This window comes from Exiguobacterium sp. s11 (genome assembly GCF_018619015.1).
Classification (GTDB): domain Bacteria; phylum Bacillota; class Bacilli; order Exiguobacteriales; family Exiguobacteriaceae; genus Exiguobacterium_A; species Exiguobacterium_A indicum.
Genome location: NZ_JACSNF010000001.1, coordinates 239,498 through 265,228 on the forward strand (window position 1 = coordinate 239,498; position 25,731 = coordinate 265,228).

Consider the following 25,731-nt stretch of genomic DNA (forward strand, 5'->3'; position numbering starts at 1 on the left):
TGTACACATGAATTCTATTCAGGCAATATTTCTTGATCGAGACGGAACGATTGGTGGAGATGCCACCGTCCACTACCCTGGAACGTTTGCGTTATTTTCTTACGTTCCTTCGCTAATCGAACGCTTACGCAATCAAGGGATTTTACTGATTGCGTTTACGAATCAACCTGGTATTTCAAAAGGATTGGCGCGTGAAGAGGATTTTCGAACAGATTTACAGAACTTCGGCTTTGATGATATGCTGATTTGTCCGCATGCAGCGGAAGATTGTTGCACTTGTCGCAAACCTTCACCTGAATTATTATGGCAAGCTCAAGTAAAACACGATCTCCGACTCGATCAATGTGTCGTCATTGGGGACCGATGGAGTGATATGATGGCAGCTGCGCACGCCGGGTGTATCAAAATCTTAGTCCGAACCGGTGCTGGAGAGAGCTCCATTCGTGATTACGCTGACCGGGTGGAACAAGCAAACGTCGACTATATTGCCAACGACTTGACGGACGCGATCGCTTGGCTCGATACGCAAAACTAAACAAACAAAAAGGCGCGCTTCCGCAATGGAAGTCGCGCCTTTGTTATTTCTTCGAATGTTTCGATTGCGAAGATGAGAGGATATTGTGCGCTAACACAAATATGAGTGCAAATCATGTCGTAAGTATTGTACCACCGCATCCTTTAGATGATACTTTAATGGTCTCACTCCTGAAATGTAACAATTACTAGTCACATTTTGTGACTCATAAAGTATGTGATATCTTTTAAAAATTGATTTTTCTCTTGTAAATTCAACATACAGATATTTTTCTCATCATAACGAGCTAAATAATACACATTTTGATTAGTTCCAAGTTCAATTCGTTTACACCATTCATGAAACGTTTCCGAACGTAGCCTTCTTAAATTTAGCGGGAGTGTTTGATTTAAACGTATGACAGCTTCTCGTATGGCATTATTTAGTAAAGTCTCTTCACCTTCATAAAAGTTAGTCACATTATGATTTATCATCGTCGTTTCTTCTGATCTAGATTGACTTAGATAGGGGTTTTTATTAAATAGGACGTTACGCTTTTTCCATGATCGAAGTCCGTATAAATAAATAATGATGAGAGCTATTATAAAGAAATAATATTTCATGTTTTTAATATTCTCGACGACGTCATTTATGATTTTTTCTAACTTTGATTTTTTTAATTTCGCCGCTTTCACATCTTCCTTAAATAAGTATACTTTCGGATCTACAGAATTCATTTTTTCACTTTTCCCCTTTGTATCCTTAGGCGCGTATCGTGGTTTTAGTAGATTAGGAAGTATCTCGCTTGCAAGTCTAAAGTATTGTCCTGAAGAAGCATCAAGAGATTTTTTTTGATAGTAATTGTATGCATATGAAGTTGATTCTTTAATAATACATATCAAAACAATAACCAATAGTATGTGTAAGACTATTTTTTTTAGCATGACTTAATCAATCTCCTTTCAACTAATGAGGAAATACCAGAAGGTTTTTCTCAATATCCTGAATTTATGTTATGTAAAAGATTGAAGGAAACTTCTAGGGATAGCATTCTTGCATGTCGAGAGACAATAGAAGAACGTAAGCGATCTCGTCGACGACAATCAACTCGAATGTATTTTGATGTTATTGTAACTTCAAATTAATACGTAGTTTTTGCTCCCTCTAAAATCTAGACGTAACTCTAAAAAAACTCTCTTCAAAAAGTAGATAGTATTGATTGTTTCAACTGTCTATTTTTTGAGGGAGCATATCACAATGGGAGTCGCGCATTTGTTATTGCTTCGAACGTTTCGGTTGAGAAGATGCGTAGACACTGACCGCCAATACAAATAAGATTGAAAACCATGTCCAAAATGACATGCCACCGCCTCCTTTAAATGATGCGTAGTTACTTTAACTACCTTCTTGTTCTTACCAATAAATCCCTTCAACCATTTATTAGCAATTTTTCGTAATAGATACAGCGCGTAAGTGATCGATGAACAGTCTTCTCCCTGAGAATGATATGAATACTTCCGAGTGACACGTTTATAGATAGATTAAAACCTGACATGTTGTTTTCACTTATGTTTCAATGCATCTTATATTTAATCTACTATCATAATGCAATAGTCTAAATTTTCCCGCCTTACAATTATGTAATAATTTTCAATAACCCTTCATTTTTAATAGATTCACGTTACACTGAACGTACGAAACAGAGGTGAATACGTTGCAATTAACATTCGAGTACATGCCTTATTATTACGATGATGATCATCAGTTGATTCCAAATGATTTTTCAGACCCTGATAATCTGCGCTTCGTCATCGAACAAGACTACACGTCAGCTTTTAGCATCTTTACGAATCCAGACGATGAATCCTCCTCGTTTGAAAGTTCATTTCTTGAAGAGTGGTTTCATCGATTACAAGCTTTCCCACTATTCGTCTGTGTAGAGGTGAATCGTTATGACGAAGAAGAGTTTGAAGCGTTATGTCGCTTTTGTTCAATTACATACAACGATTTGACACCACTTGCGGACAAACGTTTCATCGTCGCTGAACTGAAGCATGCCGAAGACTTTCAACGATTGTATTCTTACATCCATCCCCACGCGAGTTGGAATGATCTCGTTATCTGGTCGACCACACCAAATGTCTTTCGGATTGAATACCGAACGCACTACCACTCCGAACGACCAGAAAAAACGGTCATTATCTCTATGCAGGAAAATATGTCCGTCTTTGCGTTCAGCTACGATGCAGATGTCGTCAATATTGTCTCAAATCAACCATTTTTCGAGACAGCCGATCGCTTATTCCAAACCTTACCTGACTTCGTCATTCCGACTTTAGATGACGATACTGAAGACGTACAAGAAAAGGAGTGAATCCCTTGGATACTTTAACGAAACAACTGACTGAATATATGCTCGAGAAATATCGTTTAACCGATTATGTGCTTCATGAATCGTCCTACACGCAAAACAAAAAGAACGATCAAACCGCCTACTCTTTTGAAACGTTTTGGATTCCGCGCGGTACATCAATTATTGAGGAAGAAGATGGCACGATGCTTCCTGAAGGAACTGTACAGATCGCGATAAATCCTGTCACGAAGCATACGACGACGTTATCCTTACATGGTCCGACCTCTCTTCATTCTGTGCCTGACGATTTACGTGATCCAACCACTCGGATCGCTTGGCTCGAGTCAGAGACCGGCATGATCCATGACACGCATTTCATGCTCGAAGAAGACGACGAAACATTTTTCAGTTATGTGAGTTGTCACGACGGGATTCGGCTTTCTCCCGGTTGCTTCATCCATCTGACATTAACGGAAAATGGTCAACTTGATGAGTTGTTCCTATATGGCCCTCATCCGCTTGATCATCATGTGAATCAGGAATCTTTCGCCTTAACACTTGAGGACATCGAATCGCTAACCAAACAACAAATAAAATGGTTTTCCTACCCTAAAACAGGACATCAATACGCTCACACCGTCGCCGAGACGTTCATGACGCAAGAAGGGGCTATCCTTGTTCCAAGTAAACTAGATTTCACGTCCTCTATCGAAGTGAATGATGTGTTATCTTGGACAGGTTTACCGTCTAAGACGCATAGACGGCATCCGGATCAATCTGGAGAAACCGTGACGGCGAATGACGTGATCAGACAGATCGAACATCCGGATTTTCATCCGATTCCACAGGAGACGATAAACGATTGTCGTACCTTAATCAAAGACATCATTCAAAACGAGTACCCTGCCGATTCCGGACAATGGATGATTCGGTACATTTACCGGCAACACCCTTACCTTGCTGTCACGTTGTCACGCACGCATCCGACGTCCTATGTTGATCAGCAGCGACGCGTCACGATTCTCCTTGACGAAAAGACACTTGACTGGATTAGCTTGACCGACGATCAGGAACTCCATACCGCGCTCGCATCCGATACTCCACCGGAGCTCGAGGATGATCAGCAAGATGTCATTTTCAATGCATTACGTCCGTACCTTTTGCTCACACCGCGTTATGTGTTTGACGCTTCAAAAGGTCACTACGTTCTTTGTGGCTTGCTCGATTCAAATCATGCTTACTTACCGGCAACGAACGAAGTCGTTTTATTGCGCGACTTATGAGTCAGTTCAGCCATTGATCTATCCGATTCCTTATTGCTTTTGGAAGAACGAGTCGTCTCAGCTGTTCCAGTCGTTCTCGGTCAGCTTCCTGCTTAGCAAGACAGTGCTCAATCATCGCGACCTTTTGTTCCCGTCCTGGAATCAGTTGATAAATGACATACCAATCAACGAGTGACATGAACGGACGTCCAGCTGAATCGATCGATTGTTCAGCAAACGGATAGACGAACACGCCCTCACCATGACGAATCTGCAGTCCGCTCATCAAATCGATATCGATTCCTTCAATGATAAATTCCTGGAACACTTCCGTCGCGTAAAGTGACGTCTCGTCTTGTTCAAGGACAGTTCCCATCTCAGATAACAATAGGACTGCCCGTTCGGCGTCCGCTAATGCGACGACGAGATCAATGTCGAGAGGAGTGACAGGAAGTCCATGCTGCGCCAACAATAATGAACCACCGATACCAAAATGAATCCGTTCTTGCTGCAAACACGCGACGACTTTTACTAACACTTGCTCAAGACTCATCGTCGGAACCCCGCTGCTCGAAACGGTCCTTCCATCGAAATCGTAAAGATGATTCGCGCAATTTCATCCGGTGATGTCTCATTTGGGTGGCTCAACCAGGATTCGATGACACCGAGATGGGCGGCTGAGAGATAGGCAATGAGATAATTTTCTGGAACGAGCCGTTCTCCTTGTTCCGATAGTCCCGAGAACAGAATCTGTTGCATGTAATCACGGACCCGCTTCCGAAACATCCCGTCACTCGTCGGACTGAGTAAGATCCGCATCAGCGTTCGGTGTTCATAAAGAAACGTCAGAAACGGAATGATGCGTCGGTACGGTGAGTCCTCTGTTTTGTTGATCAGGACGAACGGAATCTCGCGTTCGAACGTCGCTTCGATCTTTTCAAAAACCTCATTCGTCATCCGCTCGAGCAGTTCGTATTTATCCGCGTAATGATGGTAGAACGTCCCGCGATTGACTTCCGCCCGTTCCGTCAACAACTTAATCGTCACGGCGTCAAAACCGACTTCGTCGATCAGCTGAAGGAACGTCTCGCGTATCCTCCGGTCGGTCCGGATAACGCGTAAATCCTGTTTTTTCATCGAATTCGCCTCTTTCTTCAACAGTTTGTCGGAATGTGTCGCTTAAGCGACAGATAGACGTCAACTGGTCATTGCTCCCAATTTCTATCCCTTTTATAATGAAATTAATCAACACGTTGTTCAATAATTATTTTATAAAAGGAGGGAAATAGGATGGATTTACGACTACACGGTGTATCGAAATCGTTTCATCAGCAGACCGTCCTCCAACAGATTGATCTTTTGATTCCGTCCGGTGAGATTTGTGGCTTGCTCGGTCCGTCAGGTTCTGGTAAGACGACACTGATTCGTTTGATGATTGGTGCGATCCAGGCAGACGCAGGTTCGATTCAGATTGGTGACACTTCGATGCCAAGCTTCAAGATGTTATCGCAGATTGGTTTCATGCCACAAAACGATGCTTTGTATGAGGATTTATCGGGGCTTGCGAACCTGCAATTTTTCGGTTCCTTATACAACATGTCCCGTCAGGATTTAGCAAAACGAATCGAGGAGGTCTTGACACTCGTCGATTTAACGAATGATCAAAAAAAGCTCGTTCGCCATTATTCCGGCGGGATGAAGAAACGATTGTCCCTCGCCATCTCAATCTTACATCGTCCGACCGTCTTATTCCTGGATGAGCCGACCGTCGGGATTGATCCCGTGTTACGCCGCCAGATTTGGAATCAATTCCAAGCGATTCGTGCGCAAGGTACAACGATTGTCGTCTCGACCCACGTCATGGATGAAATCAACGAATGCGATCGGGCGGCACTAATCTATAACGGTCGGATCATCGCCTACGATCCGCTCGACCGTTTGCTCGCACAAACGGAAAACGGTCAAGTCGAGGAACTGTTCCTGCTCGCTGGAAAGGACGTGACGTGATGTGGCAACTCGCGCGACGGGTCATCCGTCAAACGTTGAACGATAAACGAAGCGTCGGACTGATTTTACTTGCTCCATTATTAATCTTCACCTTGATCTATTTTCTACTTGGAAACGATGATTACACGCCTGTCGTCGCCATCGGTCAAGATGTTCCGGCTCCAGTATCACAAGCGATTGAAAAACAAGATTTAACGATTAAAGCTTATAGCGGTAGTGATGCTGACGCCTATCTCAAGGACCATGAAACGGTCGATGTCGTCTTAGACGTGAAAGACAATCAGCTAGCGTTGAACCTCCGCGAACCTTCAACGAAAAGTTCAAAAGCGTTACGTGAGATTCAAGCTGGACTGGCGACCCTGCAGCCGACGATGCAACTCGAGACGAACTATCTTTACGGAAATGTCGATCAATCGACCTTTGATGCGCTTGGTTTCGTCTTTTTATCCTTGTTCTCCTTCTTTTTCGTCTTTATCTTATCGGCAATGGCACTCGTCAAGGAACGCGGTGGCGGCACGCTCGAGCGATTGATGATGACACCAATTCGCCAAACCGACGTCATCTTCGGCTATACGCTCGGCTATAGCGTCTTCGCTTCCATCCAGGCAATTCTTGTCGTCCTGTACGCGACGACCGTTCTTGACTTACCATCTGAAGGCTCGATCATCTGGGTCTTTCTGACGATGCTTGGACTTGCCGTCGTCGCAGTCTTGTTCGGCGCAACGATTTCAATCTTTGCTCAGTCTGAATTACAAGTCGTCCAGTTGATTCCCTTTACGATCATTCCGCAGATTTTCTTCTCGGGCTTGATTCCGCTTGATTTAATCCCGTATGGACTCGGTAACATCGGATATATCACCCCGATTTTCTACGGAGCGAGCGCGATCAAGGAGGTGCTCGTCTACGGCAACGGTTGGTCAAGCATCTGGCCGTACTGGCTCGGACTATTTCTTTATGGTGCAGCACTGTTCCTCTTAAATATGCTCGCCCTTAACAAGTATCGCGGACACCAAAAAAGACACGGCTGATTACACGAGCCGTGTCTGATTTTGCTTAAGCTGTTCAAGGAAAACAGTCCGTCGAGAAGGATCAAGTGTCTGTTCTGCCACGTCGGCATACCGAACGAGCTGATACATCTCATACGGAACCGCGACCTCTAAACGTGTTAACCACTCCGTCAGCGTCTCATGTGTCCGTCGCTGTTGCGCTGGAGCAAGTGACCGATTGAACGCGCGCACTGCTTCACGAATTTCCGATTCAAGGAGACTGTCTTCTAAGGAGAACTGGACTTCAGGCGTTAACGGAAGCGATAAAGCGGTTCGCTTCCTTTGATGTAACGATGGGAATGACCACTGCATGCGGTTGAATCGTTGTCGACGATACAGATAGAAGATGATCACTAAAGCGACCATCCAAGGAGTCACACGAGCGATTTGATTGATCGCATCCGTCAAGAAACCTCGTCCAAGCTCAATCGGTTTTTTCTTTTTAGGTTCCTTCCGATATCCTTCATGCCCGCTTTTTGAAGAATCCAGTTGTTTGATGATTTGCTCTTTTTTCGCATAGATGACCTTTTTAGTCGGTAAAATCGTACTCGGAACACGTACCCAGTTTCCTGTCGATTGATCAATCGGTGGATCGATCAATGCCTGATACGATAGTTTTACACCTACGACGCCTAAAAATAGTACTAGGCACGTCATGAAAGTCATTCCAATGATTCGACGTCTCATTTCATCCTACACCTCCAAACCGAATTGAAATCCGTGACACAAGATCTTTTCCCATATGTTACCATGAAAGGAGGCGATTCAGATGAGTTACGAAAAAGTATTTCAAATGCCGATGTTGCAGCTGTATCAGGTATACCGTCAAAAAGTCGAACGTAAGCAACGGACACAAGAGGAACTCGATGACGTGCTGTTCTGGTTGACCGGACACACGAAACCAACTCTTGAACAAGCCATACAAACCCAAAACGTCGCAGCCTTTTTCGAGCACGCACCCGCCCTGAATGAACGTCGTTTTTTAGTCACTGGCGTCATCTGCGGGATTCGTGTGGAACATCTAACGGATCCGCTCATTCGTAACATCCGGATTCTCGACAAACTCGTCGACGAACTGGCGAAAGGAAAAGCGTTATCTAAAATCCTACGATAAGGAGGAATGCTGATGTCTACTTTACTCAGCACACTGGCGATCCTCGTCATGGTGACCAGTGTGACCTATTTCATCGTCTATCAAGTTAAACGAAACAAAGGAACCCATCGTTCCCCCGTCTATCGACTTGTTTTTAGTGGTCTGTTGGTCGGCTTGATGGTCAGTTATTTTTTGCTGACGTGAGTCGTGATTTTTAGTTTTTGATTTTAACAATAAAATCATTAATACAGTATTTGAAATAATGAAGGGGGTATACGCTTGAAACTTCGAAAATGGATTCTTCCACTTTTATTGCTCACCTGTCTCGCATCACCGAATGCTGCGACGTCGTATGTAAAATGGACGGTCGCTCCAACGGGTCACTATCTCGAACGTCTTCAAGCGGCTGACATACCTTATAAAGTCCGCCAACACACGCTTTACATTCAAGAAAAGGATCTGCGCCGCGTCACGTCGTGTTGTACGTAACAGCCATCCAAAAACCCCTCATTTCGAGATGAAATGAGGGGTTTTTATAGTAACTAATTAGCGGATTGTTTTTAACGCCGTTGCCCACGGAATGACTTGATCGAGCATTTGGTTGACCGATGTTTCTTGAACAGCTGCCGCTTTTAAGACCGATCCGTTCTCGAAATCAGTGAACAAGGATAACGCCGGATGCACCCGGACATCGGCAATCAATAATTCACCGAGGATACCGCGCAGGTGTTCTGCTGCCCGCGCTCCACCGACGGAACCGTAAGAGACGATCCCTGCCGCTTTATTGTTCCATTCGACGCGTAAATAATCGAGCGCATTCTTGAGTGACGCTGCGATTGAGTGGTTGTATTCCTGGACGATGAAGACGAATCCGTCTTGTGCCGCGACATCCTTCGACCAATCAGCAGCACCTGACGCATCCCCGTCCTTTTCACCTAGGAGTGGTAATTTGTAGTCGGCGATATCAAGAATCGTATAGTTCGCATCCCCCCGTTGATCCGCGAGTTGTTTGACCCAGTTCCCGACTTGTGGGCTGAGGCGTCCTTCACGTGTGGATCCTAAGATGATACCAATGTTTAATTTCTCCATTTTCATTTCCTCCTCTTGTTTAGATGCGGTTAGTTACGTTATCGTAATGTTCTCTTATAGGTATTCTTTTTCGATCTTGCGCGTACTCCGGACCGTATCGATCGGACGGACCATTTGTTCGATCTGTTCTCGTTGCGGCTCGAGGAATGGTGGTAACGACAATTTCTCCCCGACCGTTTCGTACGGCTCGTCACCCATGAAACCAGGACCATCCGTTGCCCATTCGAACAAAACACCGCGCGCAACACGAGCATAAAGTGACTCGAAGAAGAAGCGATCGACGTAACCGGATGTGTTGAAGCGAAGCTGTTGCATCCGCTCGATCCATTCCTGTAAGGCAGCCGTATCTTCAACGCGGAAAGCGACGTGGTGGACCGTTCCGAATCCTTGACGTCCGCTTGGTAGAACGACGTTATGCTCAACGATGACTTGGGCACCGTTTCCTCCTTCGCCCATTTCGAACAAGTGCAGGGAACCAGCTTGATCGACTTCGCGCATCAACATCGCTTGTTCGAGTACCGCTTTTAAATTGTCGAACTCCGCGATCCGGATGTGAATTGGACCGAGTCCCGTGATCGCGAACTCGAGGGGTACCGGACCGTTTTGCCACGGTGTGCCGGAAGCGACACCTTGATTATGCTCGTCAGAGATCAACATGTATTGTTGCTCATCGAAATCGACGAACGAGAGCGTCTGCTTACCGAATTGTTCTTTGATACCACGGTGCTTGACGTCGTATTTGTCAAAGCGTTTAATCCAGTATTCGAGTGCCGCATCCGTTGGGACACGGAACGCCGTCTTGAAGATTTCATTCGTTCCGTGTGACCCCTTTTGGATACCAGGGAAATCAAAGAACGTCATATCCGTGCCGGCAGATCCTTTATCATCGGCGAAAAATAAGTGATACGTCTGGATGTCATCCTGATTGACGGTCTTCTTGACCAATCGCATTCCTAGGACGTTCGTAAAGAAGTCATAGTTTTTCTCGGCACTGCTCGTAATCGCCGTCACGTGGTGGATTCCTTTTAATTCATTCATGAAAAATCGCTCCTTTAATGGTTATTATCTCGAATTCGAGATATCAGTCTAAAAAATTTTTATTGTTTTTTTGCTTGATAGCCGATCGTTTTGGCTGTCTCGATGAATGCTTCGAGTTCTGACGGGGCTATTCCTTGAAATACTTGATTGATTGCTTGCTCGTGCTTTGGAAAAATAGCTTCCATCAGTTGGTGTCCTTCAGAGGTCAGTTCCGCAAATGTCACACGCCGATCCTCTGGACATGCTTTTCGGACAACGTAATTCTTCTTTTCGAGCTTATCGATGACATAGGTGATGCTACTGCTCGTGATCAAGACTTTTTTCCCAATCAATTGAATCGGTTGCCTGCCTCTGTGAAACAGCAACTCAAGAACCGAAAAATCCGTCGGGTTCAACCCCCATTGCGCAACATCCTTCTTGATGACTTCATGTAACGCATCAACTGCGCGCACCATGACCGTCAATGCTTTCAAGTTCGGATTCGGTGGAGTCATTTCGTTCACCCCTTTTTATCTTCAATTCATATATCTTTAATTCGAGATAAATATACCATCCCGATTTTTGTTCGTCAACTGTTTTGATGATTATTTATATGACCATGATGCCTAGTAAACAAAAAACTGAGCCGAAGAAAAATTTCGGCTCAGATGGGATGAATCACATAGTTTTTAAAATAGCTTGAATATTAGACCCAATCAACGAGATCAGCGATGGCTTGACGCGTTTGCGCATGCGCCGGTGCTGCATTTCGGTAACCGAACGCTGCCATGACTGCGACATTCAGATTGTCCGTCAAATGTCCTTCTTCACGTAACAGCTGTTCGATAGCTTGTTGGTCGAACCCTTCGATTGGACACGAATCAATCCCGATTTGTGCCGCACTGGTCATCATGTTACCGAGCGCAATGTATGTTTGTTTTGCCGACCAATCCCGCATGGCACGCTTTGATGACACAAGATCGAAGTCGGCTTCCTGGAACTGACGATAAAATGAATGACGACCTTTCTGTGCTTCAGGCGTTAATCCGATCACGTCCTGCATCATATGGTTGATGTAAGGCGCGTCAAAATGCATGTCCTGTTCATTATGCTCCGAATTGGTTGCGCGAGCGTCAAATCGAACCACGCGCTGCATTTGGATTTGGACCAGATGAGCCCTTCTTCGTGATGACACATACGGATTACGCCCATGCCAAACTGCATTTCAATGATCCGGATGGCAATAGTCTTGAATTCATCTGTCACTTACCGAATCCGAAACGACTATCGAAGAAGATGACACTCCTAGAGTTCGAGACGCTAACGTTCACTTAATGTAACATCCATACAACGCGTGTCCTTCGCCTAATCGATAATAATCGGTCCCAGAAAGAATATACGCCGTATCGTCAGGTAATCCGATCGCGTGATTCATTTGAGACACGTGTTCCTGAAAACGGGTTGCCCGTTTTTCCTGGTTCAAGTGTGGACAGAGACAACCACTCAGCCAACCTTGCCCCGTATCCAGGTAATAGTCCGTTCCGTCCTCACTCGTACGGATTCCGTATTCCATCGCATAGATCGCTCCAGCGCTGACACCGACGTACCACGTTCCACGCTTGATGGCTTGTTCAAGCAATACATCCATGCCTTTTACAGCAAAAGTCTTGACGAGTAACGGATAATTGCCACCACCGACATAAAGAATGTCGGCATTTTCTATTAGTCGTCGTTGCGTCTCCATGGATTGTTCGTCGTCAAACAGAGTGACGATCGAGACAATCGCTCCAATTGCTTCATATGTATCTCGAAATTGTTGTTGGTATAGCAATTCATCTCGACTTGCCGTCGGCAGGAAGACGATATGTGGTGCGTGTTTCGTCAGTTGAACGACATGCCGATTGATGAATTGATGAGACGGAGCAACCAGTTGACCGCCTCCGATTAGCATGAGGTTCATCTTTTTTCTCCTTTGCAGCGACTTTTTAGAAAAAGGAATACAGTCCGTGTTCGTAATAATCAAATTCTCGTGTAGTTAGTCGCTCAAAGCGATAGCCTTCATAAAAGGCATCGAGTGCTACCGGATCATTGATGATTGGACTGATGGCGAGAGCGATATCATACCGCCGATCGCCCGGTCTCATCGCTCCGACATCTATGAACGAGAGCTTTCCGTCCGTCGCGACCAACAGATTGTCTGTCGTACAGTCGCCATGAATCCAACTGGCAGTTATCGGCTCCGGACAGGAGGACTTTAGTTGTTTCAGTAAATCCATCGTGCCGGACGTCCAAACAGATGTGACATAACGTTCCGCTGTCACAAGTCGTTCCGTTAACCATTCCTGTGACGTTCCTCCTGTCGCTCGTTGATGAAAATGAAAAAGATATGTCCCGAATGCTTGCCACAGCTGGATCCGTCGCTCGCTTGTCGCCTGTCTTAAAGCTGTCGTCAACGTTATCCCGTCTCGCCACTGCATCAAGAGATGGCTTTGCTGTTCCGTCTTTAAAAAGCCGACGTACTCAGGTAGGAACCCCGGTTCTCGTTGCATCCATTCTTCTAAGACGACTGCTTCTTCTGCGAGCCATTCCTGGTACCTCGCTTTCGTAGCAGTCTTGAGTAAGTATTTTCCTGTTTTCGTTTCAACCCGGTAGACCGTCGCTGTTCCCCCTTGCTCACCGAGTTGTTCGATGTACTCGATATCCCCCGTCAGTTGTTCGATCCGTACACGTGTCGCTTCCGTCATACCGTATATCCCGTGAACGGCACTGGCGTCGACAGCCGAATCCAGGTCGACGGTTTGCCGTAGACCGATGCATCATCGAGAAAACGTTCCAGTGTTGCAACGGACGCGGTTTGCAACTTGACCATGAAGTTATAACTACCGGTCAGGCGGTGACACTCGACGACTTCTGGATGTCCTTTACAAAATTCAATCAAGCCTGCGCAGCGTGTCTCTTCGAACATGACGATCGCGAGTAACCCTTGCGCGAGTGCTTCTGGATTAATGACAGCACGGAACCCTTCGATGATTCCCGCGTCCTCCATTTTTCGGACCCGTTCGATGACGGCAGGTGCCGATAATCCGATCTGACGTCCGAGTTCCGACCATGGAATCCGGGCATCGTCTTGCAGAATCCGGACAATCTGTTGATCAATTTGGTCCATTTTTCATCTTCCCTTCTAATTAAAACCACTTTCTTCAAATTAACATGGAATCAAAGGGAAATATAGCCTTTTTCTATGTTCTCCTACTGTGCTCATCAAAATGCTTTTCTTATACTAGTAACAGGAGGTGATACTTATGGAACCAACCTGTGTCCGGTGCCAAGAAACGATTGAAACGACGGTCTATCAGTGCTCGCACGCTTGTACATTTTGCGAACCGTGTACGAAAACGCTCGATCATATTTGCCAAAACTGCGGGGAGATGCTCGAACCCGTCACACCAGTCGCGACTTAAAAAGACGGATGCCTCGGCACCCGTCTTTTGTCTATTTAGATCGTCTCTTGTGATTGCCGCTCGGCTAAGCGCCCTTTTGCTTGTTCTTGATACGGCTTGATCGCCGACTCCCCGAGTGCTTTCGCTAGACCTCGTGTTGGAAGATTGACATACATCGACTCATAATTGCTGACTTCGAACGTCTCATGGAAGATCCCGACCGCTTCTGATGTCCGTGCCTTCTGATTGAATCGTTTCCACGCCGTCAAATGACGGGAACCATGGGCATATGCCATCAATTCTTCCGTCGAACGCCAATACTGAATCAACGTCACGGAACGCCAACCGACAAGTGACTCATGCGAAATCAGACCGACATCGTTTTCATAACACTCTTGTAGCATCGGTCCCATCGCTTGGACCGTCGGTAACCACTGCCGGACAGAACGTAGGCGATTGATCCGTAAACCGATGATGAACACGACGACGTCTTTGTTCGGAGTCGCAATGATCCGTTTCATGTCAATTTCCTCCTTCAAGGGTCTCAAGGGAAGCGTCGCACCAGTCGAGTAACGCCCGTGTCTTCCGAATGCCATAATCAAGCGTCAATAACCAATAGACGGCATCATTCGAGTCAGGATAAGAACGAATCATCGCATCAATCGCTTGATACGTCTCAAGCCGTTCTTCGAGCAATCGAGCGTGCTCCTGAATTTTCTGCAAGGTGACCTCTATTGAAGCATGTCGAGCGAAGTACAGCTTCAACAACAGGTCGTTCCGTTGCACGGGCAATTCGACGGACGGTTCAGCGACCCACCGCTCGAGCTCCGCATGCCCGTTTTTCGTCAGAGCGAATTGTTTCCGTTCCCCATCCGTGACCTCTTCAACGATCAATCCTTCCGCCTCTAACCGTTTCAGCGTCGGATAGACTTGTCCGAAGCTGATTTTCCAAAAGTGATTCAAGCTCGTGTCGATCGTATGTTTCATCTCATAACCAGACGTACATCCACTTGCAAGAAGTCCGAGAATCGCATAACGAGTCATGTTTTCTTTAGGCATCGGTCCCTCCTATATCTAAAAGATACTATCTTTTAGATATAGTTCCCGTTCATTCAAATGCCAAACAAGAAATTCACTAAATGAAGCAGGAATTCTCGTTTTAAATCCGAATTCTTGTTCACATACTTAATTAAAAGGAGTTCTCACATGACATACGCTCAAGCTTCTATCTTCTTTAGTTTGCTCGGTCTAATCATCGCCTCTATGATTTTCCCGCCGCTCAACTGGTCGTTCGGACCGAACTCGATGCTTACGATTCCGATCGGACTTGCCATTTATCTGTTCGGAATCGGACTCGGGATCGTCGCCATCAAACGACGCGAACCGGGAATCCTCAAATACGTCAGTCTCGCTTGTGCCGTTCCGCTTGGCGTGTTACTACTGCTCTTTCTCGGTTTCATCTTCAGCGGACAGATTTAATCGCCTTACAATAGTTGTTCATGAGACGTTTTCCCGCTTGCATCGAATGTCAGTTGATGGATTGCTGGACTCGCCATCGTGTTAAGCCACTCATTTGCTGGTCGTCCAGTGTAGTGTTCGAGCACTAACGCCAACACGAGACCATGCGTCGCGACGACCACTCGGTGGTGCGGGTGGGTTTTACGTAGATGATCGATGGCTACTAGAACACGATTACGTGCTATTTGATTCGACTCTCCACCACTTTGCGCGTAATCGTCATTTTGGAATGATCGCTTCAACAGTTCTTCTAGCCGTTCAGGTGATAAACGTTCGTCTGTTTCCTGAAAACGCCGTTCCTGAAACGCTGCCTCGTAGATTCGCAAATCTCGTTGCTCAGCAAGCGGGCGAACGGAGTCCATCGCTCGTTGCATCGGACTCGAATAAATGGCGTCAATCGGCAGCGCTTGAAAGAACGCTACGAGTTCTTGCGCTTGTTCCTGACCTGCATCTGTTAATCCCCGCCCTCGATCACTGCCTGTTTTGATCGATTCGCAATGGCGAACGAAATAGATCGTCCTCATCGCAACTGGACCCACGTTCCTTCAGAAATCACGTCTACGTTCGAACCGATGACACGGATCGCTGTCGTGTCGTCGATCGCGTACGCCGAATTCGTCAATGTCTCAGCCCAAGATTCGGCAGCTTGTAAGTGATCATCTGGTAACTGCGGATGATCGAGGTGTGGAAAAATTGAAAAGTCAACGAGACCTAATGTTGCGTCCGATTGCTCCGGCGTCTTTTTCCACCCAACGAAATCTGTTCCGATTCGTGGCGTAAGCACCATGCTACCGGCACTCATCCCGACATAAACACCGGTCAGTTGCGGTAATAGTCGATCGAAGCCCGATTCGACGAACCAGTGATGTAGAAAGAGTGGATCACCACCATTAACGAGAATGACATCCGCTTGTTCGACCGCTAGTTGCCAAATTGCTGGATCAATTACAGAGACCGCTGATAATTCCAACAGACCGACTGACTTCCATCCTAAATCAACCATCGGTGCCTCATCTTTTCCTTGAATGAAGTTGACAGCGAGGTCCGTGCCTATGCCTAATGCGTAGGAAGCTGTTGTAATTGCGATGGCACGGCATTCTTCAATCGGTTTTCCGAGCATCTCCCGTAACGCTTTATGAATCGATGGATTTTGTATCCCACCGGACGTTAATAAATAGTCCATCATTGTACCTCCTGTCCTTTGCTTCAGTTTACAATATTTGTGCGTTTCTGGTATTCTTACTTTTATTAACAACTTACTTCATCAGGAACTTTTCTCCATTTTCTTTCGTATCAAAACATACAGTCTCATTTTTTGACCAATTTTTGTGAACGGGAGGCACATATGTATTCGATTCCTAGCTACTTCATACTCTACTTAAAAATCATGCTGACGGATAAGATTCCGGTCTTTTGGTCGTTGATCTTCCCATTGATTCTCGCCTTTGTCTTCGGGTCACGACTCGACTTCACCGAGAGCAGTTTCCTCTCGTTCCTCGCGCTTTTTTGGGGCTATATCTTACTTTCGATTTATGTGAATGGCATCGGTCTCCAGCTTGCCCGGATGCGGGAGCATGGTTTGATGAAGACGTATATCATGATTTCCGGTAGTAAGATCGGTTGTATTCTCGCACTCGTACTCGTTCAGCTCGTGTTTGCAGCCATTAGTTTAACGGTCTTTACGACGATCCTGATGCTCGTATTCGGCTTCTTCTCAGCTTTGACGTTGTTACTCGCTTATCTCGTCTTGTTGCTCAGCATCCCGCTTGCTTTTGCAAGCATCGCCTTGACGATGCTTCCGGCAAAGATTTCGAGTATGTCGACATTAATCAACATCGTCATGTATCCACTGTTCTTGTTCGCAAGTAACCAACCGGATCGTTGGTACAGTTACTTGAATCCTTTTTATGTCATGAAAACACTCGGTCTCGCCGTCTCCGAGCACGTTACGGGAGCATCGTTACTTATCTTGACCGTCGTACTCGTCGTTTATCTGTTACTTGGTCTATTCTCTGTCAAACGCTTTAATCTCATGTCATTGCTGACCCGATAGGAGGATTCAGATGCACGTCCAACACATACGCTTCAACTATCCGAAATCACCTGACCTGTTACACGATGTCTCCTTTTCGCTCATTCCCGGAAAATTGAACGTCTTGATTGGGATGAACGGTGCCGGCAAAACAACACTTTTTGATTGCATGACCGGTGCTTTACCGATCACGTCCGGTGAGCTTGATTTACCCGATATCTCGGACATTCTTTATTTGACGCAATTCATCTATTACTCGGACGAACTAAAGGGCAAGGATGTCGCTGTCTTCGTCGGCCGGCTCGCCCGTTTGAAAGCATATCGCAAGCAAGAGACGTATACGCTTCATCTGAAACAGCCACGAGAGCTCGATCTATTCGCTCACCTGTGGGAGATGAAAATCGGTAAGATGTCCGCTGGCGAAAAGAAATGGTTGTTCGTGACTCTGTTGACGACAGTACCACGTTCGCTCTACATCTTTGACGAGCCGACGAGCGGGGTCGATCCGGCAACTCGCCTCCATATCATGCGACGCTTCGAGCAGATGACAGCTAACGGTCAAACGTGTCTTTTCTCGACCCATCAACTACACGATCTATTGCATACCGATGCCCATGTCATCTTTCTCCATCAAGGTCGTATTTTGTACGAAGGCGACTTCAAGGATTGGTTGAACCGATTCGAGACGACCGATCCGGACGTCGCGTTCGTTCAGATGCTTGAACTGGCAGGATAACGTTAACCACCTCTCTTTTGGAGGTGGTTTTTTTATAATATTTGAAATACAGCTTTTTAATAAACATGTACAGGATATACACATTATAAGAAAGGAGGTCGTCAGATGCATTTCATCTCTGGTCAAGTTTTTATTACGAAGATGGATTCACTTTTCAACGAACAGGAATGGAAGCGACACATCTTATACGTCACTGCGAATTCAGCAGCTATCCACTTGCAAAAACGATCTGTTGCTATCCCCTTGCCACCTCTTGAATATCAGATTTCGTTTCTCGTGCATTTACCAACGCTAGAAAAACGACTGATCGTCAAAACGAATCAACAGGAGACGCGTCAATTTTTCTTTGATTCAATGGCTTCCATCGATTGTATGTGCACTAGTTTAATGCCATGTACGAATCCAGGGCGATTTAATGAGGAGGAAAACGTTCATGTCCACTAACACTCTTGAACAACGCATGAATGCCGTCCTCGATTGTTTGGCGGCCGCAAAGGACTACCAACGTATCGCCGGACGGCATGATGTGTCGTATCAACAATTGTATAACTGGGTCCGGCGCTATGAGAGCGGCGGTATTCCTGCCCTGACGGATCGCCGTGGTCGGAAGTTACGAAGCGAACGACTTACTTCGACTCCGCATACGCCTTGAACCGATCAAGGATCGCCTGCCAACCCGCTTGTTGCATCTCAAGCGGGTTAATCGTTTCGGCATCAAATGATTCGACGACTTCGGTTTGTTCCCCGTTCCGAGAAAAGTCGATCGTCACCTGACGACCATCCTCAAGGACATACGCAATGCGCTCATAAGGAACGATCGTCTCATATGTACCCGTGAAATCAAAACCCACGCTTCCGTCTTTTGCTTCCATTCTATTCGTGAATTGACCACCGACCGTCAAATCATTCGTTGACGCCGTCGTATGCCAATCGTCAGACGCTGCGTTCCAGCGTTTGATGTCTTCCGGTGCGTTCCAGATCTCCCACACGGTCTCGACCGGACGATCAATCACGGCTTGAATCGTTAGTTTCGTCATCTTTCTTCCTCCTTACTAATTTGAAGTTCTCTCCTTTTTTCGAGAATACCTAGACAAATTCCTTGTTTTTATCGATTAATTCAGAGGTGATTTTGCGCTCTTTGTTTTCCATACCACAAACAATAGAATCGCCGGAACGAGACAGATGATTGCATCGGTAACGGTCGGTAGGCGTAACGCCGGACTTGTTAAAAAACGAACGCCTTCCACCGTCCAAATTGTTAACATCAAGGCGGTCAATATTCCGAGTCGCCAGCGTCTCGGAATCCGGATCCAGTAAGCGAGTAATCGTTCCGATCGCTTCATTCTCATTCCACCTTTCGAACGGCTTTCAAGAAGCTTTGTTCCGTTTTATAGGAGGCCTCGCGCCACATGAAACGTTTTGTATGCTTGAACGTATTTTTTTCAAACTGGTTCCCCGAACTCGTCTTGAAGTAATGGGCGACACTTAAAGGACCGTCGAATGTGTTTCTGATGATCGTGTTATCATGGACGTCATGCTGGACGAGCAATTGACCACCCTCGAGCCCTTTCGTATCATTCCCGATCAGCTGATTTTGCTCGACCCGGACATGTTTTGTACCGCCCCGCTTCGTGTCATACCCACCGATCGCAATCCCGGTGTAGACGTTTTTCCGTACATCATTCTTGCGGACGATGACATCTTCTGCGTACCGTCCGGCATGTTCACTCGTTACCTCGATCCCGATGTCACTCGCTTCGACGAGATTCTTCTCAATTGTTAGGTTTTTCCCACCATCGACATAGATGCCGGCTGCATTGTATTCCTTCCCGTAAGCAGGATTCCCGTAGCTTGACGTCCGGTAGACACGATTTTCCGACACGACGCCTTCACGGACGTAGTCGTCTTTCTTCGATCGAGCGATTCCTTCATATCCGATCAAATCAATGCCGATGTTGTCGTTATCCCGTAAGACATTCTTCGTCACACGGAAATGTTTGACGTTTCCGTTCAATACGAGGGCTTCACTGAAACCGAGGCGATTCTGCTCGACTCGGTTGCCGGTGATCGTCAGGTGACGAATCGCTCCCGTTCCGTAGACGGCGATTCCGTGTGCATTCCCGTCTTTCGCGAGCGTCTTGATGTGGCGGACCGTATTGTTCTTCAACGTGATGTGTGATCCTGATCCTGTAATCAAAATACCGATCGGTGTCGCGTCCGTTCGTTTCGACTGAACGGCTTCGATCGTCAGACCTTGAATTGTTACGTATTTCCGATCCTTGATCTGGATGATTGGTAAGGTGGCGTCCCGATCTTTGATGTTTTTCCCGCTTAACGTGACCTGCTCGTCTTGATAGTTTCGGAAGGAGATCGGGCGTTCTCTCGTTCCGCTCTGTCTAACGTTCAGTGCCTCGTGATACGTTCCCTTTCGCAAGTAGACCGTCGTACCCGCAGTCGCTTTTTGCGTCGCTTGCCGGATTGTTTTAAACGGGTGCTTCAACGTGCCGGTATTTTTATCACTGCCGTTCGGTGCTACGTATAACGATTTTGCCGTCGATTCGGCCTCTTCACCCGTCGAGGCACAACCGACGAGCAGGACGGTTGCTAATAACCATTTGCCTTTCATGATTTCCTCCTTTATTTAGCGAGAACATTGTTGGTATAATCTAGGTATCATTTCTAATTTTTTGAATATTTTAATTTTATCCCGATTCACTATGACTATGGAAAAGAGGAACACGTCATGAAATATGCGCTCTTATTCACCCTTCCCTTCTTGCTTGCTGGTTGCACAACGGAAGCAACCGTCCTTCCAAAAGAAACCGTCAAGATCAAGAAGTCTTCCTTTTCGATCACACCTTCTACCGCGAAGGACGAGTCGCAGCAACAGCAGACATTTTTCTTAACTGGTACACTCGATCACCCCCTCCAGCTCAAAGCGATTCAATTTGACGATACAGAACCACCAGAGGTGCTGATCGACAAATCGATTCCTGCCGGTACATATGATCGCACGCCGTTCCAGTTGACGTATGATTTGAACCTACTCAACGATTCGCATGCCTTCACCTATTCGCTTGATGCGAAGAATGGTATCCCTGAGACGAAAACGGCCTATACCTTACCTCAAAACGTCCAGACTGACAGCGGTCAATTCAATGATCAAAAACAGACGAATGCTTCGTTCTATCCCTTACTCCTCAAACGCTATACGACAGGAGAATCGATCATCGGTCGCTCAATCGACACGATATCCTCTCCTCACCTAAAGGTCAGAAAACAAGAAGGCGCGATTTTGATCTATTTGGCGAAATCACGATAAGGAGAACGGCGGACTGAGAAAAAGTCCGCCGTTTTTAGTCCGTCAAGACGTGCGACATGTCGGCTTCTAATCGAATCTGCGCTTCCCCATCCCTGTATTCAACAATCGTTAAACTCGTACCATGAATGAACGGCGGATCCCATAATGTCGCGAACGGTTTACGTTGAAGATGTGTCAGCAAAATGTTAAGGAAGATGCCGTGGGTGACGATTAAGATGTTTTCGTCTTCTTCATGATCTGCCAGTCGTTCCAAAAACGATAGGATGCGCTCGCGGACCGCGTCAAAGGATTCTCCACTCTCCGGTATGTAGGTATGCGGCGTTTGCCAAAATGCAGCATGAGCAAGCGGATGCGCGACTTCAATTTCCGCCGCCGTCCGTCCTTCCCAGGTTCCCATGTGCATTTCACGTAATCGATCGTCGATGGTGACCGGAATCGCTGGATCGAGATCCATCATTCGAACTGTTTCTCGGACGCGACCAATCGGGCTGATATAGAGGTGATCCAGATGAATTTCACGTAAGCGGTGACCAAGGTCCCGCGCATTTTGTCTGCCCTTTGCTGTCAGAGGAGAGTCTTCCCAGCCTTGCATTCGTTTTTCTAAGTTCCATTCCGTCTCGCCATGACGCGTAATGTAAAGTGTTGGCATCTGTTCCATCCTTTCGATTTCTAATTTCTTTCAAAAGTGTATCAAACTCTGGCTGCTTTTTCCTACGACTAGAGAAAACGAATCCAGAAGAGCAATTCACCAATCCGTTCGGTATGATGAAGATAGACCTAAAGGAGGAATTCGATGAATCGCCAAGAGATGATTGACCTTGCCAAACAAATCCGCTCAGATGAGGAACGTCCTCAAGTCACACCTCCGCATCCACCGCAAGCGACCACGACTACGCTACACGTGCCGACTTCAGTCGGAGATGTTCGAGTGTTGCGTCACTCACCGATTGATGCAGTAGAACCATTACCTGGATTCATCAGTTTCCATGGTGGTGGTTTCATCACCGGAACGCCAGAGATGGATGAACCATGGAATCTGTTTCTCGCTGAGACCGCCAACTGTCATGTTCTCAATATTGAGTATCCGTTAGCGCCGGAACATCCATTTCCTGTTCCGGTCCACGTCGCCTATGAAGTCGTTCAGTGGATTTTCCAACATGCTGATACGCTACGCCTCGATTCTTCACGCATCGCAATCGGAGGGCATAGTGCCGGTGGCAATCTCGCGACTGCCGTATCGTTATGGAACGCTGATCAGACAGATCCTGTGCCGCTCATCGCTCAAATTCTAGACTACCCTCCGCTTGATCTCGCGACGGATCCCGCGGATAAACCATTCTTTGAGGAAGCGATCCCCGCTGAACAGGCACGGCAGTTCAATGCGATGTACATCGCTCGTGCGGAAGACGCGTATCATCACCTCGCTTCGCCACTCTATGCGGCTCAACTCGATGCGTTACCACAGACTCTCGTCCTGACAGCGGAGCACGACTCGCTGGCGCAGGAGGCACGGCAGTATGCAAATCGCCTTCAGGCGGCAGGTGTCGTTGTTGAGCACCAGGAATTCGCTGGTCAAGCTCATGCCTTTACACACCACGGTGACTTAGACGTGGCGTTTCAGGCTTGGCACCGTATCGCGGATTACCTCAAGTCCGTCTATCGTTCGTAAGTATAAGAGGCTGACTCAAAAATCCGTTTCCATAAAGGTAATGGTGGCAGAATGATGATCTGCCACCCTTACCTCGTAACAAAAAGAATGACGCGTTTCACGCAACTCCTACAGGAAAATACGCCTCTTTGCGCTGTCAGAGACAAATAAGATCTGCTTTCTTGCTTGAATAAGGCAGAAAAGCTCCTTGTGTCTCGCCTGAGGGAAGGGCGTGAACAGACGCGTCGTTCTTTTTTGGAGTCAGCCTCTTTGTCTATTCAGTCTGCTTAATTGTTTACTCAGTGAGAAGCGAGTCAATCGGACTTTCTGGTGATCGCTGAATCAACCGCATGGTTGTCTCTTCCGGTCGATCACTGACGATCCACATCACGTCTGTTCTATTTTGGTAGGCAAGATTGAGCTGTTTCCCTTGCTTTTGAACGTGTACCTTCAATCCGTTGATGGTACGTAGCCGTTTTCCAAATCGTGCCGGAATCTGCTCACTTTTCAGTCGTGTCTCCATTACCGTATAATGACGATTCGTTACAAGTTGCGTCGTCATTTTTTTCTTGTTTCCTTCCCACGCTAGACTCCCTTCGATCGACTCGCCTTTCGTGGATTGATCTCGAATGAGATCCATCGAACTGCGTAACATCCAGTTCGACTTCTTTTCATAAATCATCAGCGAATCGTATCGTCCATCGATTACGCTTGCTAGCAGTAAATTATAGTCACCGAATCGCGCGTCCACTCGGAAATCGTCTTGCTTTAACGTATAGGTGGACTTGTCACTCAAGTCATATTTAAACTGATGTTCGGCCGTCTCTACAGCAGTCGGATAAGAGCCACTGTTGAACAAACTCGTACCATCAACGTGAATCTTTTCTTTCACCTCAACATTATTTTCCGGTGCGCACCCGCTGAGAAAAAGGAGTCCTAACATGAAAAGAGTGATCTGTTTTTTAGGTTTGATTCGTTTGATCGTTTAATCTCCCTCTTATTTCATGTACATATATGTAGACCTGGGTCGTCTTGCCATCCTTTTTCGATCACACGTCGCTGAAAAATCGAATGACGCGCGGTACCGATTTGAAAAAGTGGCGTCGGTCGAATGATGCGATCAGCGAAATCGTTCGCACCATAAGGAAGATACAATTCGAAGTCTGGTCGTTTCGTCACTCCGATCGACGTGACGGTCTCGGGGAACTGTAAAATCGCATCCTTCGCGGACTTATATGGTGGTAATCCATTGATCAGATGCATGCGCGCTTGATTTTTAACGGACCACGGTATATCCGACAAGCGTCTTAGCTGCCCTTCATGACGCTTTTCCGTTACCTCCGAAAGATCGATAGGATCGAAATAAACGATATCGATATCCGGTCGTTCATATCGATTCTCCTCCCATACGATAGAGCGGACATATCCCGCGCACATCCACCAATCAGGTAATTCTAATGTTGCCACTAGCGTTAACATCTCTTGTAACTCAAGATCGTCTCGTAGTCGTTGATTAATCTCTTCTTCACTCAATCTCGTCTCCTCCGATTCGTAGGACGATTTTTCCTTGATACTGTCGAGATTCCATCAACCGATGCGCTTTTTGCACTTCCTCTAATGGGAACTCATGAATCATTGGCATCTTCAATTTATTTTCTTCAAACAACGTCAAGACATAGGATGCAGCAGTTCGAATACGTTCTGGATCCAGTTGACGTGTCGTGCCAAGACTAAATCCACGAATCGTCCGGCAACTCGCATGAACGTCTGTCGTCGAGAGTTCACCCGCTTCTCCACTACTATTACCGAATTGTACGAGTGTTCCGTAATACGCGAGACAGTCAAGACTTTTTCGTGTCACGTAACCCGCGACAGAGTCAAAGATAACATCCGCTCCCTTATCGACCGTCAATTCCTTCACTTTTTCAGAAAAATCATTATATGTAAAGACATTCTGAATACCAAGTGCATGAACATAAGGTATTTTATCAGCATGTCCAACAGTAGCAATCAATCGTGTCATTCCTTTTAATCGCGCCAATTGAATCAACATCGATCCGACACCTCCAGCGGCACTGTGGATGACGATTGTATCCTTCAGTTTCACTTGTGCGATCTGCGTCAACAATATCTCGCTTAAAATCGAAGTCAACATTCCTGCAGCAGCATCACGTAATGAAATCGTTTCAGGTAAACTGTAAACTAACCGTTCGTCGGCACGGACTACTTCCTTATATGATCCATCTAATACAAATGCCATGACTCGATCCCCTACTTTGATCGCGGAAGATGGATCCGCATCGACGACGATACCTGACACATCCACTCCGAGAACAAATGGAAAGGTTCCAGTCGCCTTGCCACCACGTCGTTGTTTGATATCCGTGAAATTGACTCCGGTCCATACCGCACGAATTAAGACTTCCCCAGATTGTCGAATCGGCATCACGACATCATCCATCTGTAGCACGTTTACATCACCGTATTGTTTTTGAATGACTGCTCTCATAATTCTTCCCCTTTCACTTCACTAAGGTTATTTTACCTTATTTTATCAATCGGGTAACCGTTTCCTTATTTTTACACTATTTTCTCCATTTAGCTTGTTTCCATTCCTTGTAAATAGTATATTTTATATAAATATTCTGACTATT

The 25,731-nt window shown here is 46.3% G+C and carries 38 protein-coding genes and 1 pseudogene; 17 read left to right on the forward strand and 22 right to left on the reverse strand.

Translation table 11 applies throughout. The features are described 5' to 3' along the window. The first annotated feature begins 7 nt into the window (after positions 1–7). Positions 8–535 carry an HAD-IIIA family hydrolase gene (locus tag KNQ12_RS01475; RefSeq protein ID WP_214745914.1) on the forward strand — a complete coding sequence of 176 codons (528 nt, stop codon included), beginning with the start codon at positions 8–10 and terminating at the stop codon, positions 533–535. A gap of 191 nt (positions 536–726) precedes the next feature. On the opposite strand, the gene KNQ12_RS01480 is transcribed toward KNQ12_RS01475, so the two are convergent. Continuing rightward, positions 727–1,458: a hypothetical protein gene (locus KNQ12_RS01480; protein WP_214745917.1), complete on the reverse strand. Its 732-nt coding sequence runs from the start codon at positions 1,456–1,458 to the stop codon at positions 727–729. A gap of 770 nt (positions 1,459–2,228) precedes the next feature. Here KNQ12_RS01480 and KNQ12_RS01485 point away from each other — a divergent pair. Next, a complete protein-coding gene (locus KNQ12_RS01485; RefSeq protein WP_214775395.1) occupies positions 2,229–2,888 on the forward strand; it encodes a hypothetical protein in 660 nt (219 codons plus the stop codon). A gap of 5 nt (positions 2,889–2,893) precedes the next feature. After that, positions 2,894–4,150: a hypothetical protein gene (locus tag KNQ12_RS01490; protein WP_214745923.1), complete on the forward strand. Its 1,257-nt coding sequence runs from the start codon at positions 2,894–2,896 to the stop codon at positions 4,148–4,150. Position 4,151: 1 nt separating this feature from the next. On the opposite strand, the gene KNQ12_RS01495 is transcribed toward KNQ12_RS01490, so the two are convergent. Beyond that, positions 4,152–4,682, reverse strand: a complete 531-nt coding sequence (locus KNQ12_RS01495; RefSeq protein ID WP_214745926.1) for a nucleotidyltransferase family protein — start codon at positions 4,680–4,682, stop codon at positions 4,152–4,154. Beyond that, the gene (locus KNQ12_RS01500; RefSeq protein WP_214745928.1) at positions 4,679–5,266 is read right to left on the reverse strand and encodes a TetR/AcrR family transcriptional regulator; all 588 of its coding nucleotides are present in this window, start codon (positions 5,264–5,266) and stop codon (positions 4,679–4,681) included. The genes KNQ12_RS01495 and KNQ12_RS01500 overlap by 4 nt, the downstream gene beginning before the upstream one ends. Positions 5,267–5,419: 153 nt before the next feature. On the opposite strand from KNQ12_RS01500, the gene KNQ12_RS01505 reads away from it, so the two are divergent. Next, positions 5,420–6,136 (forward strand): ABC transporter ATP-binding protein, encoded by a 717-nt coding sequence (locus KNQ12_RS01505; RefSeq protein ID WP_214745931.1) that lies wholly within the window; start codon positions 5,420–5,422, stop codon positions 6,134–6,136. Beyond that, entirely contained in the window at positions 6,136–7,164 is a 1,029-nt protein-coding gene (locus tag KNQ12_RS01510; RefSeq protein ID WP_214745934.1) for an ABC transporter permease, read from the forward strand. Before KNQ12_RS01505 ends, KNQ12_RS01510 begins: the two co-directional genes overlap by 1 nt. Here the strand turns inward: KNQ12_RS01510 and KNQ12_RS01515 are convergent, their stop codons facing one another. After that, on the reverse strand, positions 7,165–7,839 hold the full coding sequence (locus KNQ12_RS01515) for a hypothetical protein (RefSeq protein WP_214745937.1): 675 nt from the start codon (positions 7,837–7,839) through the stop codon (positions 7,165–7,167). A gap of 112 nt (positions 7,840–7,951) precedes the next feature. On the opposite strand from KNQ12_RS01515, the gene KNQ12_RS01520 reads away from it, so the two are divergent. The 3 genes from KNQ12_RS01520 to KNQ12_RS01530 all read left to right on the forward strand — a co-directional run bounded on the left by KNQ12_RS01520 (position 7,952) and on the right by KNQ12_RS01530 (position 8,764). After that, entirely contained in the window at positions 7,952–8,296 is a 345-nt protein-coding gene (locus tag KNQ12_RS01520; protein ID WP_214745940.1) for a DUF2200 family protein, read from the forward strand. A gap of 12 nt (positions 8,297–8,308) precedes the next feature. Further along, entirely contained in the window at positions 8,309–8,479 is a 171-nt protein-coding gene (locus KNQ12_RS01525; protein WP_158024752.1) for a hypothetical protein, read from the forward strand. A gap of 75 nt (positions 8,480–8,554) precedes the next feature. Beyond that, on the forward strand, positions 8,555–8,764 hold the full coding sequence (locus KNQ12_RS01530; RefSeq protein WP_023468417.1) for a hypothetical protein: 210 nt from the start codon (positions 8,555–8,557) through the stop codon (positions 8,762–8,764). 57 nt (positions 8,765–8,821) lie between these two features. On the opposite strand, the gene KNQ12_RS01535 is transcribed toward KNQ12_RS01530, so the two are convergent. From KNQ12_RS01535 to KNQ12_RS01550, 4 genes and pseudogenes are all read right to left on the reverse strand, one after another. Further along, positions 8,822–9,364, reverse strand: a complete 543-nt coding sequence (locus KNQ12_RS01535) for an NADPH-dependent FMN reductase (protein WP_023468418.1) — start codon at positions 9,362–9,364, stop codon at positions 8,822–8,824. Positions 9,365–9,418: 54 nt separating this feature from the next. Beyond that, on the reverse strand, positions 9,419–10,402 hold the full coding sequence (locus KNQ12_RS01540) for a ring-cleaving dioxygenase (RefSeq protein ID WP_214729430.1): 984 nt from the start codon (positions 10,400–10,402) through the stop codon (positions 9,419–9,421). A gap of 59 nt (positions 10,403–10,461) precedes the next feature. Continuing rightward, complete coding sequence (locus KNQ12_RS01545; protein WP_214745943.1) at positions 10,462–10,896, reverse strand: MarR family winged helix-turn-helix transcriptional regulator; 435 nt, start codon at positions 10,894–10,896, stop codon at positions 10,462–10,464. 191 nt (positions 10,897–11,087) lie between these two features. Beyond that, positions 11,088–11,489 (reverse strand): annotated as a pseudogene (locus KNQ12_RS01550) (nitroreductase family protein); the annotation flags it as partial. 14 nt (positions 11,490–11,503) lie between these two features. Here KNQ12_RS01550 and KNQ12_RS01555 point away from each other — a divergent pair. Next, positions 11,504–11,716 carry a hypothetical protein gene (locus tag KNQ12_RS01555; RefSeq protein WP_214747334.1) on the forward strand — a complete coding sequence of 71 codons (213 nt, stop codon included), beginning with the start codon at positions 11,504–11,506 and terminating at the stop codon, positions 11,714–11,716. On the opposite strand, the gene KNQ12_RS01560 is transcribed toward KNQ12_RS01555, so the two are convergent. Genes KNQ12_RS01560 through KNQ12_RS01570 form a run of 3 tightly spaced genes read right to left on the reverse strand, consistent with a single transcriptional unit; the run spans position 11,709 to position 13,547 of the window. Continuing rightward, positions 11,709–12,341: a Type 1 glutamine amidotransferase-like domain-containing protein gene (locus KNQ12_RS01560; RefSeq protein WP_174316358.1), complete on the reverse strand. Its 633-nt coding sequence runs from the start codon at positions 12,339–12,341 to the stop codon at positions 11,709–11,711. The genes KNQ12_RS01555 and KNQ12_RS01560 overlap by 8 nt on opposite strands. Before the next feature lie 25 nt (positions 12,342–12,366). Next, a complete protein-coding gene (locus KNQ12_RS01565; RefSeq protein WP_214745949.1) occupies positions 12,367–13,125 on the reverse strand; it encodes an aminoglycoside phosphotransferase family protein in 759 nt (252 codons plus the stop codon). After that, positions 13,122–13,547: an Lrp/AsnC family transcriptional regulator gene (locus KNQ12_RS01570; protein ID WP_050678021.1), complete on the reverse strand. Its 426-nt coding sequence runs from the start codon at positions 13,545–13,547 to the stop codon at positions 13,122–13,124. The genes KNQ12_RS01565 and KNQ12_RS01570 overlap by 4 nt, the downstream gene beginning before the upstream one ends. 136 nt (positions 13,548–13,683) lie before the next feature. Here KNQ12_RS01570 and KNQ12_RS01575 point away from each other — a divergent pair, with 136 nt between their 5' ends. Next, positions 13,684–13,842, forward strand: coding sequence for a DUF1272 domain-containing protein (locus KNQ12_RS01575; protein ID WP_081637378.1), 159 nt, complete (start codon positions 13,684–13,686; stop codon positions 13,840–13,842). Positions 13,843–13,877: 35 nt separating this feature from the next. Here the strand turns inward: KNQ12_RS01575 and KNQ12_RS01580 are convergent, their stop codons facing one another. Both KNQ12_RS01580 and KNQ12_RS01585 read right to left on the reverse strand, forming a co-directional pair. Then, a complete protein-coding gene (locus KNQ12_RS01580; RefSeq protein WP_214745952.1) occupies positions 13,878–14,342 on the reverse strand; it encodes a DUF4188 domain-containing protein in 465 nt (154 codons plus the stop codon). 1 nt (position 14,343) lies between these two features. After that, positions 14,344–14,880 (reverse strand): PadR family transcriptional regulator, encoded by a 537-nt coding sequence (locus KNQ12_RS01585; protein ID WP_174316361.1) that lies wholly within the window; start codon positions 14,878–14,880, stop codon positions 14,344–14,346. A gap of 147 nt (positions 14,881–15,027) precedes the next feature. Between KNQ12_RS01585 and KNQ12_RS01590 the strand changes: the two genes are divergently transcribed. Then, positions 15,028–15,300 (forward strand): hypothetical protein, encoded by a 273-nt coding sequence (locus KNQ12_RS01590; protein WP_214745956.1) that lies wholly within the window; start codon positions 15,028–15,030, stop codon positions 15,298–15,300. 5 nt (positions 15,301–15,305) lie between these two features. On the opposite strand, the gene KNQ12_RS01595 is transcribed toward KNQ12_RS01590, so the two are convergent. Then, positions 15,306–15,863 (reverse strand): histidine phosphatase family protein, encoded by a 558-nt coding sequence (locus tag KNQ12_RS01595; protein WP_214745959.1) that lies wholly within the window; start codon positions 15,861–15,863, stop codon positions 15,306–15,308. After that, positions 15,860–16,522 carry a Type 1 glutamine amidotransferase-like domain-containing protein gene (locus tag KNQ12_RS01600; RefSeq protein ID WP_214745963.1) on the reverse strand — a complete coding sequence of 221 codons (663 nt, stop codon included), beginning with the start codon at positions 16,520–16,522 and terminating at the stop codon, positions 15,860–15,862. The genes KNQ12_RS01595 and KNQ12_RS01600 overlap by 4 nt, the downstream gene beginning before the upstream one ends. 162 nt (positions 16,523–16,684) lie before the next feature. Between KNQ12_RS01600 and KNQ12_RS01605 the strand changes: the two genes are divergently transcribed. The 4 genes from KNQ12_RS01605 to KNQ12_RS01620 all read left to right on the forward strand — a co-directional run bounded on the left by KNQ12_RS01605 (position 16,685) and on the right by KNQ12_RS01620 (position 18,759). Beyond that, complete coding sequence (locus KNQ12_RS01605; RefSeq protein WP_174316365.1) at positions 16,685–17,392, forward strand: hypothetical protein; 708 nt, start codon at positions 16,685–16,687, stop codon at positions 17,390–17,392. A gap of 10 nt (positions 17,393–17,402) precedes the next feature. Next, positions 17,403–18,107, forward strand: coding sequence for an AAA family ATPase (locus tag KNQ12_RS01610; protein ID WP_029341813.1), 705 nt, complete (start codon positions 17,403–17,405; stop codon positions 18,105–18,107). Between the two features lie 105 nt (positions 18,108–18,212). Then, complete coding sequence (locus tag KNQ12_RS01615) at positions 18,213–18,551, forward strand: hypothetical protein (RefSeq protein WP_214745965.1); 339 nt, start codon at positions 18,213–18,215, stop codon at positions 18,549–18,551. After that, entirely contained in the window at positions 18,541–18,759 is a 219-nt protein-coding gene (locus KNQ12_RS01620; RefSeq protein WP_214745968.1) for a helix-turn-helix domain-containing protein, read from the forward strand. Before KNQ12_RS01615 ends, KNQ12_RS01620 begins: the two co-directional genes overlap by 11 nt. On the opposite strand, the gene KNQ12_RS01625 is transcribed toward KNQ12_RS01620, so the two are convergent. The 3 genes from KNQ12_RS01625 to KNQ12_RS01635 all read right to left on the reverse strand — a co-directional run bounded on the left by KNQ12_RS01625 (position 18,734) and on the right by KNQ12_RS01635 (position 20,733). Continuing rightward, positions 18,734–19,144, reverse strand: coding sequence for an SRPBCC family protein (locus KNQ12_RS01625; protein ID WP_214745972.1), 411 nt, complete (start codon positions 19,142–19,144; stop codon positions 18,734–18,736). The two genes, KNQ12_RS01620 and KNQ12_RS01625, sit on opposite strands and share 26 nt — an antisense overlap. Before the next feature lie 75 nt (positions 19,145–19,219). Then, positions 19,220–19,450 carry a hypothetical protein gene (locus KNQ12_RS01630; RefSeq protein WP_174316368.1) on the reverse strand — a complete coding sequence of 77 codons (231 nt, stop codon included), beginning with the start codon at positions 19,448–19,450 and terminating at the stop codon, positions 19,220–19,222. A gap of 2 nt (positions 19,451–19,452) precedes the next feature. Further along, positions 19,453–20,733 (reverse strand): right-handed parallel beta-helix repeat-containing protein, encoded by a 1,281-nt coding sequence (locus KNQ12_RS01635; RefSeq protein WP_214745975.1) that lies wholly within the window; start codon positions 20,731–20,733, stop codon positions 19,453–19,455. Between the two features lie 117 nt (positions 20,734–20,850). Here KNQ12_RS01635 and KNQ12_RS01640 point away from each other — a divergent pair, with 117 nt between their 5' ends. Continuing rightward, positions 20,851–21,429 (forward strand): hypothetical protein, encoded by a 579-nt coding sequence (locus tag KNQ12_RS01640; RefSeq protein ID WP_214745978.1) that lies wholly within the window; start codon positions 20,851–20,853, stop codon positions 21,427–21,429. 34 nt (positions 21,430–21,463) lie between these two features. Here KNQ12_RS01640 and KNQ12_RS01645 read toward each other — a convergent pair whose 3' ends face one another. Then, positions 21,464–22,078 carry a histidine phosphatase family protein gene (locus KNQ12_RS01645; protein WP_214745981.1) on the reverse strand — a complete coding sequence of 205 codons (615 nt, stop codon included), beginning with the start codon at positions 22,076–22,078 and terminating at the stop codon, positions 21,464–21,466. 144 nt (positions 22,079–22,222) lie between these two features. Here KNQ12_RS01645 and KNQ12_RS01650 point away from each other — a divergent pair, with 144 nt between their 5' ends. Next, on the forward strand, positions 22,223–23,098 hold the full coding sequence (locus KNQ12_RS01650) for an alpha/beta hydrolase (RefSeq protein ID WP_023468439.1): 876 nt from the start codon (positions 22,223–22,225) through the stop codon (positions 23,096–23,098). A 274-nt stretch (positions 23,099–23,372) separates the two neighbouring features. Here the strand turns inward: KNQ12_RS01650 and KNQ12_RS01655 are convergent, their stop codons facing one another. From KNQ12_RS01655 to KNQ12_RS01665, 3 genes are read right to left on the reverse strand one after another with little or no spacing between them, the layout of a single operon-like run. Continuing rightward, positions 23,373–24,020, reverse strand: a complete 648-nt coding sequence (locus KNQ12_RS01655; RefSeq protein WP_158408697.1) for a hypothetical protein — start codon at positions 24,018–24,020, stop codon at positions 23,373–23,375. Positions 24,021–24,079: 59 nt separating this feature from the next. Further along, on the reverse strand, positions 24,080–24,610 hold the full coding sequence (locus KNQ12_RS01660; protein WP_251055690.1) for a nucleotidyltransferase family protein: 531 nt from the start codon (positions 24,608–24,610) through the stop codon (positions 24,080–24,082). After that, on the reverse strand, positions 24,603–25,586 hold the full coding sequence (locus KNQ12_RS01665) for a quinone oxidoreductase family protein (protein ID WP_023468442.1): 984 nt from the start codon (positions 25,584–25,586) through the stop codon (positions 24,603–24,605). The genes KNQ12_RS01660 and KNQ12_RS01665 overlap by 8 nt, the downstream gene beginning before the upstream one ends. Positions 25,587–25,731: the final 145 nt, after the last annotated feature.